We start from the raw sequence: 15,335 nt of genomic DNA on the forward strand, positions 1-15,335 counted from the left end.
GCGGCAGCGGCTCACTCCGCCGCTTCCGCCTTCTCCGCCGCCTCGATCTGCGCCGCCTTGGCCTCGACCTGTTCGACGATGTGCTCGATCATCTGGTCGTTGCTGATCTTGTGGTCCTGCTTGCCCGCCAGGTAGACCATCCCGTGCCCGGCGCCGCCGCCGGTGAAGCCCACGTCGGTCATCAGCGCCTCGCCCGGCCCGTTCACCACGCAGCCGATGATCGAGAGGCTCATCGGGGTCTTGATGTGCTCCAGCCGCCGCTCCAGCGCCTCCACCGTCTTGATCACGTCAAATCCCTGCCGGGCGCAGCTCGGGCAGGAGATGATGTTGACGCCCCGGTGCCGCAGACCGAGGCTCTTCAGGATCTCGAAGCCCACCTTCACCTCTTCCACCGGGTCGGCCGAAAGGCTCACCCGGATCGTGTCGCCGATCCCCATCCACAGCAGGTTGCCGAGGCCGATGGCGCTCTTGATCGTGCCGGAGGTCAGCCCGCCCGCCTCGGTGATACCCAGGTGAATCGGCGCATCCGTCGCCTCCGCCAGCTGCTGGTAGGCCGCCGCGCTGAGAAAGACATCCGACGCCTTGCAGCTGATCTTGAACTCGTGAAAGTCGTTGTCCTGCAACAGCTTGATATGATCGAGTCCGCTCTCCACCATCGCCTCGGGGCAAGGCTCGCCGTATTTCTCCAGCAGGTGCTTCTCCAGCGACCCGGCATTGACCCCGATCCGGATCGAGCAGCCGTGGTCCTTGGCGGCCCGCACCACCTCGGTCACCCGCTTGGCATCGCCGATGTTGCCCGGATTGATCCGCAGGCAGGCCGCCCCCGCCTCGGCGCTCTCCAGCGCCCGTTTGTAGTGAAAGTGGATGTCGGCCACGATCGGCACCGGGCTCTCGGCCACGATCTCCTTCAGCGCCCGGCTCGATCCCTCGTCGGGCACCGAGACCCGCACGATATCCGCCCCTGCCTCGGCTGCCGCCAGCACCTGCGCCACCGTCGCCTTCACGTCGGTGGTCAGCGTGTTGGTCATGGTCTGCACGCTGATCGGCGCGCCGCCGCCCACCGGCACCTTGCCCACCATCACCTGCCGGCTCTCCCGGCGGTAGATGTTTTTCCAAGGGCGCACTGCGTTGATCGACATGGGGCCTCCGAAACGTTCACGCGTCAGCCCGAGACATAGGCCGCGCGCCCTCGGGCGGCAATGCGAGAAAACCGCGCGCCGTCCTCGGCTGCGCCGTCATCGCGGCTCCCGGGTTGCTCTATTCGGATACCAGCGGCGCGTTTTCCGCCACCATCACGTCCTTCAACGCGGGGTCGCGCGTCAGGTCGGCCAGGGCCAGCCCTTCGGTCGCCCCCTCCGCACTCAGCGCGAAGTTCGAAACCACCTCGCCCCGGCTGCCCACCGGCCCGTAGGCCTGGCCTCCGGTGACAACGTAGATCGAGCCCGCATCGCCGGTGCGCAGGGTCGCCGCCAGCTCGGCCTGCGGCACCACGTAACGGTCGCCCGGCTGCATCGTGCGCTCGTAGATGGTGCTGCCATCGGCGGCCCGCACCCGCACCCAGCTCGGGCGCACGGCGACAAGCTCCACCACCGGCTGGCCATCGGCCGTCACCTTGGGCGCATTGGCCACGATCGCCTCGGCAGCGCGGCGCAGCTCCTCGTAGTTCTCGGGCGCGTTCAGCGGCTTCTGCGGCGCCTCGGCCAGCACGCGGGCCAGCGCATCGTCCCCCGCCCCGTCGGCCACCGTGAAGGCGTCGCGCAGCCCGTCGCGGGTCAGCTCGACCCCCGACACCACGTTGCCGCTCGGCCCGGCCGGGCCATAGGTCTTGCCGTCCATGGCAAAGTAGACGGCCCCCGCCGCGCCCGTGCGCAGCACCGCGGCACGCTCGCCCTCGGGCACGATCCAGCGTTCCCCGGCGTTCAGGGTCTTCTCGAACAGAATGTTGCCCGCCTCGTCCTGCACCCGCACCCAGGCCGGGGCGGTGGCGACGAGTTCGAGCACGTCGGCGGTCTCCACCTCGGTGCCGTCGTCGCGGATGACCTCGCTGGTCTCGGCCATCAGCGTGCCGCCCTGGCCAAAACCGGCCCCCGGCGCAAGCGCCCCCTGGGCCTGCGGATCGAGCGCGGCAATCGGGCCATCGCGCGGCACCATCACCGGCGTGTCCAGCGCCTGCGGACGGTAGAGCCGGTCGAGCGCATCGGGCGTCGCGGCATCCACGCCGGCATATTGCGGCGAGTCGCCCTCGGGCGCCGCAGGCACTGCCAGCGGATCGAGGTCGGCCAGCACGCCGGGCGCCTCGTCGACCGGGGCGACGGAGACGCGCTGCAACTGCTGGAGCACCGCCCAGCCGCCATAGCCCACCGCGCCGATCAGGGCGAGCAGCACCAAGGACGAGCCGATCGCGCCCGGTTCGATCTTCGAGAACATCCCCTCTGCGCGCGGGGTGAAACTGACGCTGGGCTCGGCAAAGGGATCGCGCGCGCCGGCCACGCGGGTCAGCGGCCGCGCCTTGGCGCCGCCCTTGCCCCGGGCCCCGGGCGCACCGCCCTTCAGCCGGGTGAGCATGCCCCCCAGCGCACCATCGGCGGCGGCAGCCGCCTCCTTCGACACCTTGGCGCTCTCGCCCTTGCGCCCGCCCTGCTCCAGCCCGGAGAGGGTGGCAAAATCGGCCTCGCGGCAGAAGGTCTCGAAGGCCCATTCCGGATCGAGCGCGAGGTAGCGCGCGTAGGAGCGCACGTATCCTGCGATGAAACCGGGGGTCTCGAAGGCGCTCGGGTCGGAATTCTCGATCGCGGCGATGTAGGTCGCCTTGATCTTCAGCTCGCGTTGAACGTCCAGCAGGCTCTTGCCCATCGTCGCCCGCTCGCCGCGCATGATATCGCCGAGCCGAAGATCGAAATCATCGAACCCCTTGGGAGGCGTGTCCTCCGCTTCCGGCTTTGGCGGCCTGCGCCTGATCATCTGCCCTGCCCCGCGCGAATTTGCGTGTTTTTCCCCAAGATCTACGGCGATTCGTGCGCATCACGCCGCGATCACGTGCAGATTACCATGATGCCAATACCGATGCACTTGCAGAAGCATGTGCAGGAGGCTTCTTGCCGATGCGGCAGCAGCACGCGAAACTGCGCTCCCACCAGGCCGCGGCGTGGCAGCCTGCCTCAGGCCGACAGTTCCTGCCGGTTCAGTTCGCAGTGGTTCCAGAGCCCGTCCATCGCCTTGACCAGCCCGTCGATCATCTTGGGGCCATGCACCGGCGAGGGGGTGAACCGCAGCCGCTCGGTGCCCCGGGGCACCGTCGGGTAGTTGATCGGCTGCACGTATACCCCGTACTGCTCCAGCAGCATGTCCGAGATCATCTTGGTGTGCTTGGGGTCGCCCACGATCACCGGCACGATGTGCGAGCCATGGTCGATGATCGGCAGCCCCAGCGCCTTCAGCCGCATCTTCAGGATGCGGGCGTTGGTCTGGTGCTGGTCGCGGATCGTCTGGTCCTGCTTGAGGTGCGCAACGCTCGCCGCGGCCCCGGCCGCCACCACCGGCGGAAGGCTGGTGGTAAAGATGAAGCCCGGCGCATAAGACCTTACGGCATCACAGATTTTCGCGCTGGCTGCGATGTATCCGCCATGCACGCCAAAGGCCTTGCCCAGCGTGCCGTTGATGATGTCGATCCGGTCCATCAACCCGTCGCGCTCGGCCACGCCGCCGCCGCGCGGGCCGTACATGCCCACCGCGTGCACCTCGTCGAGATAGGTCAGCGCGCCAAACTCGTCGGCCAGGTCGCAAAGCTCCCGGATCGGGCCAAAATCGCCATCCATAGAGTAGATCGACTCGAAGGCGATGAGCTTCGGCGTCGCCGGGTCGTCGGCGGCCAGAAGCTCGCGCAGATGCGCCACGTCATTGTGCCGGAACACCCGCTTGGCCCCGCCGTTGCGGCGGATGCCCTCGATCATCGAGGCGTGGTTCAGCTCGTCGGAGTAGATGATGAGCCCAGGCAGCAGCTTGGGCAGCGTGCTTAGCGTTGCGTCATTGGCGATGTAGGCCGAGGTGAAAAGCAGCGCGGCGTCCTTGCCGTGCAGGTCGGCCAGCTCGGCCTCCAGCCGCTTGTGGTAAACGGTCGTGCCGCTGATGTTGCGCGTCCCGCCCGAGCCCGCGCCGGTGGCTTCCAGCGCCTCGTGCATGGCTTCCAGCACCACCGGGTGCTGCCCCATGCCGAGATAGTCGTTGCCGCACCACACCGTGATGTCCTGCTCGGATCCGTCGGGCTTCATCCACACGGCATGCGGAAAATGCCCCTTCCGGCGCTCGATGTCGATGAAGGTCCGGTAGCGGCCTTCCTCGTGCAGCCTGTCGAGGGCTGCATCAAACTTGTCGAGCATGTCCGTCTTGCAAGTCACGGGGCGCGTCCTCCTTGATCCGCTCTGCGGCGTCGTAAAGTCTTAACAGAGCCATAGCATTTCGTGAATGTTTCTCACCTGCGATATTTTGGCGCTTTGATCCAGATCACGTGGATTTCACGAAAAGCGCACGCCCGGGCATGACTCCGGCCCGCTGGACACTCCCCTGCCCGGTGCTACCCTCCGCCGAAATCAAGGAGGCACCATGTCCATCGACCCCGTTCTCGCCCGTATCGATTCTCAGCTACCCGCCGCGCTCGAGCGGCTGATGGAGCTGCTCCGCATCCCCTCCATTTCCACCGACCCCGCCTTCAAGCCCGACTGCGCCCGCGCGGCCGACTGGCTGGTCGAAGACCTTCAGTCGCTGGGCCTCAAAGCCTCCGCCCGCCCCACCCCCGGCCATCCGATGGTGGTGGCCCACGGCGGCCCCGAAGGCGCGCCCCATCTGCTCTTCTACGGCCATTATGACGTGCAGCCCGTCGACCCGCTCGACCTGTGGGACCGGGACCCCTTCGACCCCGAGATCCAGGACACCCCCAGGGGCCGCGTGATCCGCGCCCGCGGCGCCTCCGACGACAAGGGCCAGCTGATGACCTTCGTCGAGGCCCTGCGCGCCTGGGTCGCCGAGCACGGGAGCCTGCCCTGCAAGCTGACGATCTTCTTCGAGGGCGAGGAGGAGTCCGGCTCGCCCTCCCTCATCCCCTTCATGAAGGAGCACGCCGAGGAGCTGAAGGCCGATATCGCGCTGATCTGCGACACCGGCCTCTTCGCCGATACCGTGCCCGCCATCGTCACCCAGCTCCGCGGCCTCCTGGGCGAGGAGCTGACCATCACCGCGGCCAGCAAGGATCTGCACTCCGGCATGTATGGCGGCGCCGCGATGAACCCCATCCGCGTGCTCACCCGCATCCTCGCCGCGCTGCACGACGACGAGGGCCGCATCACCGTGCCCGGCTTCTACGACGGCGTCCCCGAGATCGGTGACAACCTCAAGAAAAGCTGGCAAGCCCTCGGTTTCGATGAGAAAAAATTCCTCGGAGAGGTCGGCCTTTCCGAGCTCGCCGGCGAGAAGGGCCGCATGGCGCTCGAGCAGCTCTGGTCCCGCCCCACCTGCGAGATCAACGGCATCAAGGGCGGCTACACCGGCGACGGCTTCAAGACCGTGCTGCCCTCCAAGGCCTCCGCCAAGGTGAGCTTCCGCCTCGTCGGCGAGCAGGACCCTGTGGCCCTCCGCGAGAGCTTCCGCGCGATGGTCCGCTCCATGCTGCCGCCCGATTGCGAGGTCGAGTTCCACGGACACGGCACCTCGCCCGCCGGCCACATGGACACCGCCCACCCTGCCTTCGAAACCGCCCGCCAGGCCCTGACCGAGGAATACGGCGTTGATGCCGCCTACGTCGGCTGCGGCGGCTCCATCCCCATTGCCGGCTACTTCAAGTCGATCCTCGGCATGGACGCCATGCTCATCGGCTTCGGCAAGGACGACGACCAGATCCACAGCCCGAACGAAAAATACGACGTGGAGAGTTTCCACAAGGGCACGCGCAGCTGGGCCCGAATCCTGGCGGCCCTCGCCAAGAGCTGAGGCAATCACCGTCATCCTCGGGCTTGACCCCAGGATCTCCACCCGACGAGATCGTCGGCTCAAGCCCGAGGATGACCGCACCATGACCTTCACCCCCCACACCACCCCAATCGACGGCCTGACCATCGCATACGAGACCGGCGGCTCCCCAACCGGCCTCCCCCTCCTCTTCCTCCACGGCTTCCCGCAAACCCGCGCGATGTGGCATCCCATCGCCGCTGCCTTCGCCGCCAGCCACCCCGTCGTGCTCGCCGACCTGCCCGGCTACGGCGCCTCCGACAAGCCACAGGACCTCGCCCCCTATTCCTTCCGCGAGATGGCCCGCCGCCTCGCTGCCCTCATGTCCCATCTCGGCCACGAGACCTTCGCGGTCGTCTCCCACGACCGCGGCGCGCGGGTCGCCCACCGCATGGCGCTCGACCACCCCGACCGCCTCTCCGCCGTCACCCTGATGGACATCGTCCCCACCCACACCCTGCTCACCGAGCTGAAACTCCCGGTCGCCCGGAGCTACTACCACTGGTTCTTCCTCGCCCAGCCCGAGCCCTTCCCCGAGCGCATGATCGCCGCCGACCCCGAGGCCTATTACGAATCCTGCCTCCTCGGCTGGGGCGCCGCGCAGCTCTCCGATTTCCACGAAAGCCAGCTCATGGCCTACCGCGCCGCCTGGGCCAACCCCGAGACCCGCCGCGCCATGTGCAACGATTACCGCACCACCCTCACACGCGACCTCGCCGACGACGCGGCCGACCTGGGCGCGCGCATCGCCTGCCCCGCCCAGATCCTCTACGGTGCCTCCGGTGCCATGGCCCGGCTCTACGACGTTCCCGCCACCTGGGCGCCAAAGACCGGCACGATGACCCACGCCGCCCTCCCCGGCGGCCACTTCTTCCCCGACACCGCCCCGGAAGAGACCGCCGAGGCCATCAAGAGCTTCCTCGAAGCGCTGTAAGACTCCGAGCCTCTGAGCCTGCGAGCCTTGAAGGCCCCGCCGCCCCGCGCCCCAGTCTCCTCCCCGCATTAACCTTAACCGGCATTAACCTTGACGCGCGCGAAACCGCCCCCCGCACCGGCCCCCGAAACTGCTCCAAGCCCCATTGTCTTGCTGCAGTTGTTCCCGAGGGGTCGCCATTGTGGCGCCATCGGGTCGAGCCCAATGGCGACGGGGCATCGCCCCCATGGCAAAACGCCCGTCAAAAGGAGAACGCGTTCAGACTGAAAGGAGAAGGTGGCGCGGTTGACGGGGCTCGAACCCGCGACCCCCGGCGTGACAGGCCGGTACTCTAACCAACTGAGCTACAACCGCGCATGGGCCTGATAAGGCAAGTCTACCTGCCATGAAGGCAAGGACAGCGTGGCGCGGTTGACGGGGCTCGAACCCGCGACCCCCGGCGTGACAGGCCGGTACTCTAACCAACTGAGCTACAACCGCGCAGCGCTGTAGGGGGGCTTCTATGCAAGCCGTCCGGCCTCGTCAAGCGGCCAATCGCGCGCTTTCAGTATTTGATGGCCTTCGTCCGTTCGAGGTCCGAAACCATCAGTTCCTCCACCTTTGCGAGCTTGTCGATGAGCCATGTGAGGTTGCCGGCCGAGATCTCCTGCGTGGCGGTCGTGACAACCTCCTGCCCGTCCACGCGGTTGATGACCCGGGTTTCCAGCACCACCGGCTGGCGTCGGGTGTAGAGCGCCTCCATCACCGCCCAGGCCGCATCGCCCGAAAAGCCCCAGACGGGGTTGTCGGGCACGCTCTCCTCCTGCGCGCTCAGCGGCCAGCTGCGCGCCGCCTCGGGCAGCTTCAGCTCCATCTCCATCGCCATCCGCCCCGCCGCCACGTCGTCGCCCACCATCTCCCAGAGCGCCGGGTTGACCACGCCCGAGGCCGGAAAGGCCATGACCCGGATCCCGGTGAACTGGAGCGCCTCGTCGAAGAACCGCACCAGAAACAGGCCCTTGCCCGCCGCCATGTCGACCCGGCACACATAGCCGCCGGCCTTTCGGCGGGCGCAATCGGCCACCGGCCGCGCCCCGCCCTCCTCGCCCCGGAACTTCAGGAAATAGGTGATCCGCCCCTCGGCATAGGCGACATGTTCCTCGGTCTCGCTGCCCGCGGGCAGGAACTCCGCCCAGTATTGCTCCACCACCCCGTCCTTCAGCGCCCGCAGGCACTCCACCGTGCCGCCAAAGGCGCCGGGCCAGGCCTCGATCCGATGAACCACCTCCGCCTCCGCCCCCTCGGGCGCGCCATCGAGATAGAGCGGCGCCTCGCAGCCCGGCATCTCCTGCGCCAGCGCCCCCGCCGCCCAGGTCACCAGACCGCAGGCCATCCCCGCCACACGCACCATGCCGCCCCCTTCGAAATCGCACAAACCTGTGGGCGAGAGGCTAGGCGAGGCAACGCCACCCTGTCCAGAACCGCCAGGGGGACAGCCCGCCGCTGGCCGGTCCAGAGGGTATCGCGGAGAGCAAGGCAAGAGAGATGGTGGGTCGTGACGGGCTCGAACCGCCGACATCTTCGGTGTAAGCGAAGCGCTCTACCAACTGAGCTAACGACCCCAACCAGCGAGGGCTCTGGCGCGACGGGCGCACCCGGATCAAGCCCCCCGGGATGAGAGAGGCCCCGCGCCTTTCAGCGACGGGGCCCCGAAACTGGTGGGTGATAAGAGATTTGAACTCCTGACATCTTCGATGTGAACGAAGCGCTCTACCACTGAGCTAATCACCCGTGGGGGGCGATTTAGCCGTTGTCGCCGTCCTCTGCAAGAGGCTTGGCGGCAGTTTTTCGGCGGAGCTTCAGCATCACCATCTCGCCGTTCGCCACCGGCTTGCGCTTGTGGATCATCAGCTTTCCCAGCTCGGGGATCTGGAGCGTCGCGCCTTCGCCGATGATCTTGTCCATCTCGGCAAACATCGCCTCCAGCGCCGGCTTCACGTCCTTGCGCTTGAGCCCCGAGGCCTCCACCACGCGGTCGATCAGGTCGTTCTTCTTGACCATCTTCTCGCTCACCACCGGCTCGGCCGGCGTGACCACGGTGATCTCGGGCTTGGGCGCGGGCTCCACCAGCTTCACCGCCGGGGCCGGCTTCTTGGCGGCCGTCCTGCGGGTGCCGGCGGCGCGCGGCTTTGGGGGTCCATCGGTCTTGCGGGGTCCGGGCATGCCTGCCACTCCGTTCTGATGCTGCTCTTGCGCGGCAGCCTAGCACGTCACCCTGCCCTTGCAATCTTGGTCTTGACCTCAACCAAGGTTGAGGCTCGAGCTTGCAGGGATGACACAGAGCCTCTCCCTGCTTTCCCCCGGCACCCGCGGCCCTGTCCTGGCGATCTCCGCCGGGATCGGCATGCACGCCTTCAACGACCTCGCCATCTCGGCCTCGATTCCGGTGGCGATGGAGAGCCTCGGCGCGCTGACCATGCTGCCGCTGGTCTATGCGCTCTTCTTCATCGCCGTGGTGGCCGGCGGCGTGACCTCGGCCGAGATCCGCGCCCGCATCGGGGCCCGCGCCACCGCGCTGGGGGCGGCCGGCTGCTTCGTCGCGGGCACCCTGCTCACCGCCACGGCCTCCTCCGGCGCCGCCTTCGCGCTGGGCCGCGCGCTCCAGGGCCTCTCCGACGGGGTGATCGCCGCGCTCTGCTACGCGCTGATCCCCCAGCTCTTCGCCGCCGCCGTGGTGGCGCGGGTCTTCGCTGTCGAGGCCACCGTCTGGGCGCTGGCGGCGGCGCTCGGCCCGCTGGCGGGCGGCTATGCCACCGAACACGCGGGCTGGCGCGTGGCCATGCTCACCGGCCTGCCGCTGGCGCTGGTCTTCCTCGCCACCGGGGCCGCCATCCTGCCACGCCGCGCCGCCGACGGCTTCGTCATCCAGCGCCGCACGCCACTCGGGCCGGTGGCGCTCTGCCTCGCCGGGGCCGCCGTGCTCGCCCTGCCCTCCGCCCTGCCCGAAAGCCCGGCGGCAGCGCTCGGCCTGCCCGCGGGCCTTGCCCTGCTGGCCCTCGCGCTCGCCACCGACCGCCGCCGCCCGCGGCCCCGGTTCTTTCCGTCCGGGGCCTTCACCCTCACCCCGCTGGGGGCCGGCACATGGCTGATCTTCCTGATGCCCGTGGCGCAAAGCGTGTCGTCGATCTTCACCGCGCTCTGCACCCGGGCGATCTTCGGGCTCTCCACAATCCTCACCGGCTGGGTGGTGGTGACCATGGCGCTGAACTGGAGCCTCTGGGCCGTGGTGGCAGGCCGCCTGCCCGCCCACCGCCGCCAAGCCGCCCTGCGGGTGGCGCCCGCGCTCCAGATCGCCGGCGCGGCCTGCGTCGGCACCGGCTTCGTCACCGCCACCCTGCCGCTGGTGCTGCTGGGGCAGTCGCTCTCCGGCGCCGCCTTCGGCTTGTCCTGGGGGCCCGCCAACCAGCTCGTCATGGAGGCCGCGCCCGAGGCCGAACGCCCCCGCACCGCCTCCTTCATGCCCACCGTGCAGACCCTGGGCTTTGCCACCGGCGCCGGGCTCTTCGGATGGATCGCGGGCGTCACCGGCCTCCTGCCCGCCCTCGCGACAGGCGCCACCGTCCTGCCGCTCGCAGCCCTCTGGGGCACCGCCGCGCTCATCGCCTGCACCGCCCTGCTCGCGGCCCGCAGGCTCCACACCGCCTCCTCCGCCGACCCGGCCCCCTCCAGTCCGGCCCCCTCCGATCCGGCCCCCGCCCCTTGACCGCCCGCGCGCATCCGGCCACATCTTCCCCATGGCCTTCCACGCCCCGCAATGGTTCTCCGACGCCCTGACCACCGCCTCCGGTGATCCCGCGCTCGACCGCGATCCGCGCTGGCCCCGCTTCTTGAACCCCGACTGGCGCTGCCCCTGCTGCGGGATCGGCTCGCCGGGCCTCGCCGACATCGGCTTCGATCACCCCGCCGTCTGGCCCCACGGCTCGCGCCACGCCACCGGCGAGGTGCTGATGCAGGTCGGCCGCGACCGGCTGACCAGCGACCTTTGCCGTTACCGCGACGCCCATTTCATCCGCTGCATCCTGCCCGTGCCGATCACCGGATACGACGGCTACATCTGCTTCGGCCCCTGGGCGCGGGTGGCGCGCGAGCACTTCGAGGCCTATGCCGCTTCTACCCTGCCACCCTTCCCCCCCTTCGACGGCTGCGAGGCCATGCTCGCCAACGACCTGCCGGGCAGCGATCCGCGCATGCCCGTCCCCTGCCTGCTCACCACCGCCGGGCCAACCGACCGCCCGGCCCTCTTTGCCGAGGGCGGGGGCCTGCGGCACGCCCAGCAGCAGGGCCTCACTTTCGACTCCCTGCTCGAGATCTACGCCGCCCTCGGCACCGACCTGCGCGGCCATCTCGACCATGACCCCGAGGTCGATCCCGCCGCAGAGCCCGGGCAATCCCCCGGTCCGGGCCCTGACGACCCCAACGGATAGGCAAGTCTCCGCCGCCTCACGCCGGTCTGAACGCCTGCGACCCAAGGCCCTCTGGCCGCAGGCCCCGGGGCCTGATAGCTCCACGCTCCTCATCAGCAACCGCCCGGGTTCACGCCCGGGCGTTGCCATTCCCGGAGACCACACCCGTGACCCAATCGTCATCCGGCCAGACCAAGGCCGCCCGCATCGCCACCACGTCCAACGCGCTCGACCTCTCGGCGCTGAGCCTCATCGCGGTGACCGGCAAGCCCGACGCACGCCGCGCGATCCTGCGCCACCGCAATGGCCGCACCGAAACCGTCCGCCCCGGCACCTCCGCCGCCGGCGGCACCGTCACCGCCATCGACGCCGGCAGCGTGACCCTTTCGATGGATGGAAAGCCCCTCCGCCTCGCCCTGCCCGCCTGACGCAGCGCACCTGGGCCCGGCCGCCTGGCCCCGGCCCCTCAGCGCCCGGGCTCGACCACCCCGAGCAGGGCGCCGCCCGGCGCAAGCCGCACCTCCCACTCGCCCGCCGCCCCCGGCGGTGCGCCCTCCTCGGCAAGGCGCACGATCCACACCGGCCTCTCCGCCCGCACGCCGGGCACCAGCCGCCCATGCAGCCGCCGCACCTCCCGGTGCCCGCTGGCCCGCCGGGCGGCGATCACCAGCCGGGGCACCTCCGCCAGCCGCAGATCGCTCAGCCGGAACGGCCCGAGCCGCCCCGCCTCGGGCAAGGCCAGCCGTTCCGGCAGGTCCACCAGCGCGGGGCTGAATCGCCCGCGCTCCCAGCGCAGCTGCCGGATCACCCCCGGCCTGTCCGGCGCGGCGACCGACAGGGTGATGCGCTCGCGGTCGATCTCGATGTCCTGCACCAATGCGCCAGGCGGCAAGAGCGCTTCGAAGCCCGCCTGCACCTCCTCAAGCCGCACCCCGTCGGGCAAGAGAAGATCGGGCCAATCTTCACCCTCCCCCGAGGCCTCCGCGCCCGTTGCGGCCTCGCCCAGGCCAAGCGGCGCGCCCTCGGGGCCCAGCTCCACGCGCAGGGTCTGGCCGCTGGCCTCCAGCTCCACCACCCAGCGGAGCGCACCCTGCCCCGGCGCCGCGCCCACCTCCAGCCTGCGGGCGATCGTCACCGACCGAACCTCGGCCTCCCCGCGCGGGTCCAGGCGCATCCGCGCCGCCTCGACCGCATCCGGGAGCCGCTCCATCGCCAGGTCAGAGACCGCAAAGCCGGCCGCCTCCGGGCTGGTGCCCGGCACCGGGGGCGCCACCACCTCGGGGCCCTCCAGCCGGTCCATCGCCAGCAGAAGCCGCACTCTGCGCACCTGCCAGCTCGCCGCGCCGCCCTCCGGCGCCAGAGCGATCAGCCCGATCCGCGCCGGCTCCACCTCGACCCTGAGCGCCACCGTGTCTTGCGGCAACGCCCCGGCCAGCCGCTCCCAGGCCGCCGCAAACAGCGCCGGGCTGTCCAGATAATCCTCCGCTCGCGCCACACCTGCGACGCACAGCAGAACAAGGGCCGCCAGCAAGGGTTTCATCTCGGCCTTTCCCGGTCCGGTCGATCCGCGCGAGGGCCTGCCCGATCCGGCGGCCCCGCACCGATCATGCCAGCCCCCGCCGCGCGGCCCAAAGGCTTTTCGCGCCGCCATTCCCCGCTTGACGACACCCGCGCCCCGCGCCACACCCGCCGCATGGAAAAGACAGCCCTCGTCACCGGCGCATCGCGCGGCCTCGGCGCCGCCCTGGCCGAAGCCCTCGCCCCCACCCACCACGTCATCGCCGTGGCGCGCACCACCGGCGCGCTGGAAGAGCTGGATGACCGCATCCGCACCGCCGGCGGCGCCGCCACCCTTGCGCCCATGGACATCGCCGTGGAGCCTGCCATGCAGCAGCTCGTGGCCTCCATTGCCGGGCGCTGGGGCGGGCTCGACCTGTGGATCCACGCCGCCGTCCATGCAGCCCCCCTCGGCCCGGCCGCGCATCTCGACGAAAAGGACTGGCAGAAGAGCCTCGACACCAATGCCACCGCCACCCGCCGCCTCATCGGCCTGGTCGAGCCGCTCCTGCTGGCCCGCTCCGGCACCGCGGCCTTCTTCGACGATGCCCGCGCCGGCGACAAGTTCTTCGGCCACTACGGCGCCACCAAGGCCGCTCAGATCGCGCTCGCCCGCAGCTGGCAGGCCGAGACCGTCAAGACCGGCCCCCGCGTCCTGATCCTGGCGCCCCGGCCGATGCCCACCGCCACCCGCGCCCGCTTCTTCCCCGGCGAAGACCGCGCACCCCTCGCCGCCCCCGCCGACGAGGCCGCCCGCCTGCTGCCCGAAATCACGGGCTGAGCCACGCCCGGCGCGTGCGCCCCGCGCCCGCGCCCTCGGCCAGGCTGCACGACGCCCTGCCGCAACAAAATGCCACAGCTCTGGCCTGCTGCGGCGGTGTTCCGCTTGTGAGCCGCCGGACCCTCGCCTATTCAGGGAGGAACGAAAGGGCGGGGCAGGATGCGCATTCTCATCACCAACGACGACGGGATCAACGCACCGGGACTTGAGGTCCTGGAGCAGATCGCAGCCGATCTGGCCGGCCCCTCCGGCGAGGTCTGGGTCGTGGCCCCCGCCTTCGAGCAGTCCGGCGTCGGCCACTGCATCAGCTACACCCACCCCACCATGATCGCCGAGCTGGCCCCGCGCCGCTTTGCCGCCGAGGGCAGCCCGGCCGACTGCGTGCTCGCTGGCCTCTACGACGTGCTCGCCGGCAGCCCGCCCGACCTCGTGCTCTCGGGCGTGAACCGCGGCAACAACGCCGGCGAGAACACCGTCTACTCCGGCACCATCGGCGGGGCGATGGAAGGGGCGCTGCAGGGCATCCGCTCGATCGCGCTGAGCCAGTTCTACGGCCCCGAGAACGTCCGTCTCGACAACCCCTTCGAGGCCGCCGCCGCCCACGGCGCCACAACCGTGCGGGCGCTGCTCGAACACGGGCTCTGGGAGGGCGAGGACTACCACACCTTCTACAACGTCAACTTCCCGCCTTGTCCCGCAGCCGATGTGGGCGAGATCAAGATCACCTCGCAAGGCCGCAGGAAAAAGACCAATTTCGCCGTCGAGCCCCACATCGCGCCCTCCGGCCGCCGGTTCCTGTGGATCAAGGGCGGCGAGCAGCACGAGCGCACCGGGGCGGGCACCGACGTGGAGGCCACGCTCGACGGGCACATCTCGGTCACGCCGATGCGCGCCGACCTCACCGCCCATGACGCCCTGCAAACCCTGCGGGAGCGCCTGGGATGAGCCACACGCCCTCGGAGGCGGAACGCAAGATGCAGTTCCTCTTCGCCCTGCGCTCCCGGGGGGTGACCGACAAGCACGTGCTCGAGGCGATGGAACGGATCGACCGCGGCCGCTTCGTCCAGGGCCTCTTCTCCGAACGCGCCTATGACGACACGCCGCTGCCCATCGCCTGCGGCCAGACCATCTCGCAGCCCTCCATCGTCGGCCTGATGACCCAGGCGCTCCAGCTCACGCCCCGCGACAAGGTGCTCGAGGTCGGAACCGGCTCGGGCTACCAGGCCGCGATCCTCGCCCTGCTCGCCCGCCGGGTCTATACCGTCGACCGCTTCCGCCGCCTCACGCGCACCGCCGAGGCGCTCTTCCAGGATCTCGGGCTGACCAACGTCACCACCTTCACCGCCGACGGCTCCCACGGCCTGCCCGAGCACGCGCCCTTCGACAAGATCATCGTCACCGCCGCCGCCGAAGACCCGCCCGGCCCGCTCTTGGCCCAGCTTCGGATTGGCGGTATCATGGTGCTGCCCGTTGGCCAGTCGGACGCGGTGCAAAGCCTGATCCGCGTGCACCGCACCGAAGAGGGCCTGCGCTACGACGAGCTGCGCGACGTGCGTTTCGTTCCGCTCCTCGAGGGGTTGGGCAAAGAGTAGTCAGGGAGGTGCCGCAATAAGGCATCCCCACC

14 protein-coding genes and 4 tRNA genes are annotated in these 15,335 nt (G+C 69.9%); 8 read left to right on the forward strand and 10 right to left on the reverse strand.

The annotated features are described in order from the left end of the window. Window positions 1-11: 11 nt before the first annotated feature. The 3 genes from ispG to hemA form a co-directional block, all read right to left on the reverse strand. Complete coding sequence (ispG, locus tag BUR94_RS08505) at window positions 12-1,139, reverse strand: flavodoxin-dependent (E)-4-hydroxy-3-methylbut-2-enyl-diphosphate synthase (protein ID WP_074255839.1); 1,128 nt, start codon at window positions 1,137-1,139, stop codon at window positions 12-14. Window positions 1,140-1,257: 118 nt separating this feature from the next. Continuing rightward, on the reverse strand, window positions 1,258-2,961 hold the full coding sequence (locus BUR94_RS08510; protein WP_074255840.1) for a helix-turn-helix domain-containing protein: 1,704 nt from the start codon (window positions 2,959-2,961) through the stop codon (window positions 1,258-1,260). Window positions 2,962-3,158: 197 nt separating this feature from the next. Further along, window positions 3,159-4,376 carry a 5-aminolevulinate synthase gene (gene hemA, locus BUR94_RS08515; RefSeq protein ID WP_074255842.1) on the reverse strand — a complete coding sequence of 406 codons (1,218 nt, stop codon included), beginning with the start codon at window positions 4,374-4,376 and terminating at the stop codon, window positions 3,159-3,161. 223 nt (window positions 4,377-4,599) lie between these two features. Here hemA and BUR94_RS08520 point away from each other — a divergent pair, with 223 nt between their 5' ends. Continuing rightward, window positions 4,600-5,979: a dipeptidase gene (locus BUR94_RS08520; RefSeq protein WP_074255843.1), complete on the forward strand. Its 1,380-nt coding sequence runs from the start codon at window positions 4,600-4,602 to the stop codon at window positions 5,977-5,979. Between the two features lie 82 nt (window positions 5,980-6,061). After that, window positions 6,062-6,931 (forward strand): alpha/beta fold hydrolase, encoded by an 870-nt coding sequence (locus BUR94_RS08525; protein WP_074255845.1) that lies wholly within the window; start codon window positions 6,062-6,064, stop codon window positions 6,929-6,931. A 277-nt stretch (window positions 6,932-7,208) separates the two neighbouring features. On the opposite strand, the gene BUR94_RS08530 is transcribed toward BUR94_RS08525, so the two are convergent. The 6 genes from BUR94_RS08530 to BUR94_RS20275 all read right to left on the reverse strand — a co-directional run bounded on the left by BUR94_RS08530 (window position 7,209) and on the right by BUR94_RS20275 (window position 9,133). Further along, window positions 7,209-7,285: transfer RNA gene (locus BUR94_RS08530), tRNA-Asp, on the reverse strand. 49 nt (window positions 7,286-7,334) lie between these two features. Further along, window positions 7,335-7,411 (reverse strand) — tRNA-Asp (locus BUR94_RS08535). Between the two features lie 64 nt (window positions 7,412-7,475). Beyond that, window positions 7,476-8,321 (reverse strand): hypothetical protein, encoded by an 846-nt coding sequence (locus BUR94_RS08540; protein WP_074255846.1) that lies wholly within the window; start codon window positions 8,319-8,321, stop codon window positions 7,476-7,478. Window positions 8,322-8,456: 135 nt separating this feature from the next. Further along, a tRNA-Val gene (locus tag BUR94_RS08545) sits at window positions 8,457-8,532 on the reverse strand. A 94-nt stretch (window positions 8,533-8,626) separates the two neighbouring features. Next, window positions 8,627-8,701 (reverse strand) — tRNA-Val (locus BUR94_RS08550). 12 nt (window positions 8,702-8,713) lie between these two features. Next, window positions 8,714-9,133: an HU family DNA-binding protein gene (locus BUR94_RS20275; RefSeq protein ID WP_084192961.1), complete on the reverse strand. Its 420-nt coding sequence runs from the start codon at window positions 9,131-9,133 to the stop codon at window positions 8,714-8,716. A gap of 109 nt (window positions 9,134-9,242) precedes the next feature. On the opposite strand from BUR94_RS20275, the gene BUR94_RS08560 reads away from it, so the two are divergent. The 3 genes from BUR94_RS08560 (at window position 9,243) to BUR94_RS08570 (ending at window position 11,801) form a co-directional block, all read left to right on the forward strand. Beyond that, window positions 9,243-10,673, forward strand: a complete 1,431-nt coding sequence (locus BUR94_RS08560; protein ID WP_074255848.1) for an MFS transporter — start codon at window positions 9,243-9,245, stop codon at window positions 10,671-10,673. Window positions 10,674-10,704: 31 nt separating this feature from the next. Beyond that, complete coding sequence (locus BUR94_RS08565; protein ID WP_074255849.1) at window positions 10,705-11,394, forward strand: DUF2199 domain-containing protein; 690 nt, start codon at window positions 10,705-10,707, stop codon at window positions 11,392-11,394. 146 nt (window positions 11,395-11,540) lie between these two features. Beyond that, window positions 11,541-11,801: a hypothetical protein gene (locus BUR94_RS08570; RefSeq protein ID WP_074255850.1), complete on the forward strand. Its 261-nt coding sequence runs from the start codon at window positions 11,541-11,543 to the stop codon at window positions 11,799-11,801. A gap of 38 nt (window positions 11,802-11,839) precedes the next feature. On the opposite strand, the gene BUR94_RS08575 is transcribed toward BUR94_RS08570, so the two are convergent. After that, the gene (locus BUR94_RS08575; RefSeq protein WP_074255851.1) at window positions 11,840-12,913 is read right to left on the reverse strand and encodes a hypothetical protein; all 1,074 of its coding nucleotides are present in this window, start codon (window positions 12,911-12,913) and stop codon (window positions 11,840-11,842) included. Between the two features lie 153 nt (window positions 12,914-13,066). On the opposite strand from BUR94_RS08575, the gene BUR94_RS08580 reads away from it, so the two are divergent. The 3 genes from BUR94_RS08580 to BUR94_RS08590 all read left to right on the forward strand — a co-directional run bounded on the left by BUR94_RS08580 (window position 13,067) and on the right by BUR94_RS08590 (window position 15,303). Next, window positions 13,067-13,711, forward strand: coding sequence for an SDR family NAD(P)-dependent oxidoreductase (locus tag BUR94_RS08580; protein ID WP_074257644.1), 645 nt, complete (start codon window positions 13,067-13,069; stop codon window positions 13,709-13,711). A 159-nt stretch (window positions 13,712-13,870) separates the two neighbouring features. Then, window positions 13,871-14,656, forward strand: a complete 786-nt coding sequence (surE, locus tag BUR94_RS08585) for a 5'/3'-nucleotidase SurE (protein ID WP_074255852.1) — start codon at window positions 13,871-13,873, stop codon at window positions 14,654-14,656. Then, window positions 14,653-15,303 (forward strand): protein-L-isoaspartate(D-aspartate) O-methyltransferase, encoded by a 651-nt coding sequence (locus BUR94_RS08590; RefSeq protein ID WP_074255853.1) that lies wholly within the window; start codon window positions 14,653-14,655, stop codon window positions 15,301-15,303. Before surE ends, BUR94_RS08590 begins: the two co-directional genes overlap by 4 nt. Window positions 15,304-15,335 lie beyond the last annotated feature (32 nt).

The organism is Vannielia litorea (genome assembly GCF_900142295.1).
Classification (GTDB): Bacteria; Pseudomonadota; Alphaproteobacteria; order Rhodobacterales; family Rhodobacteraceae; genus Vannielia; species Vannielia litorea.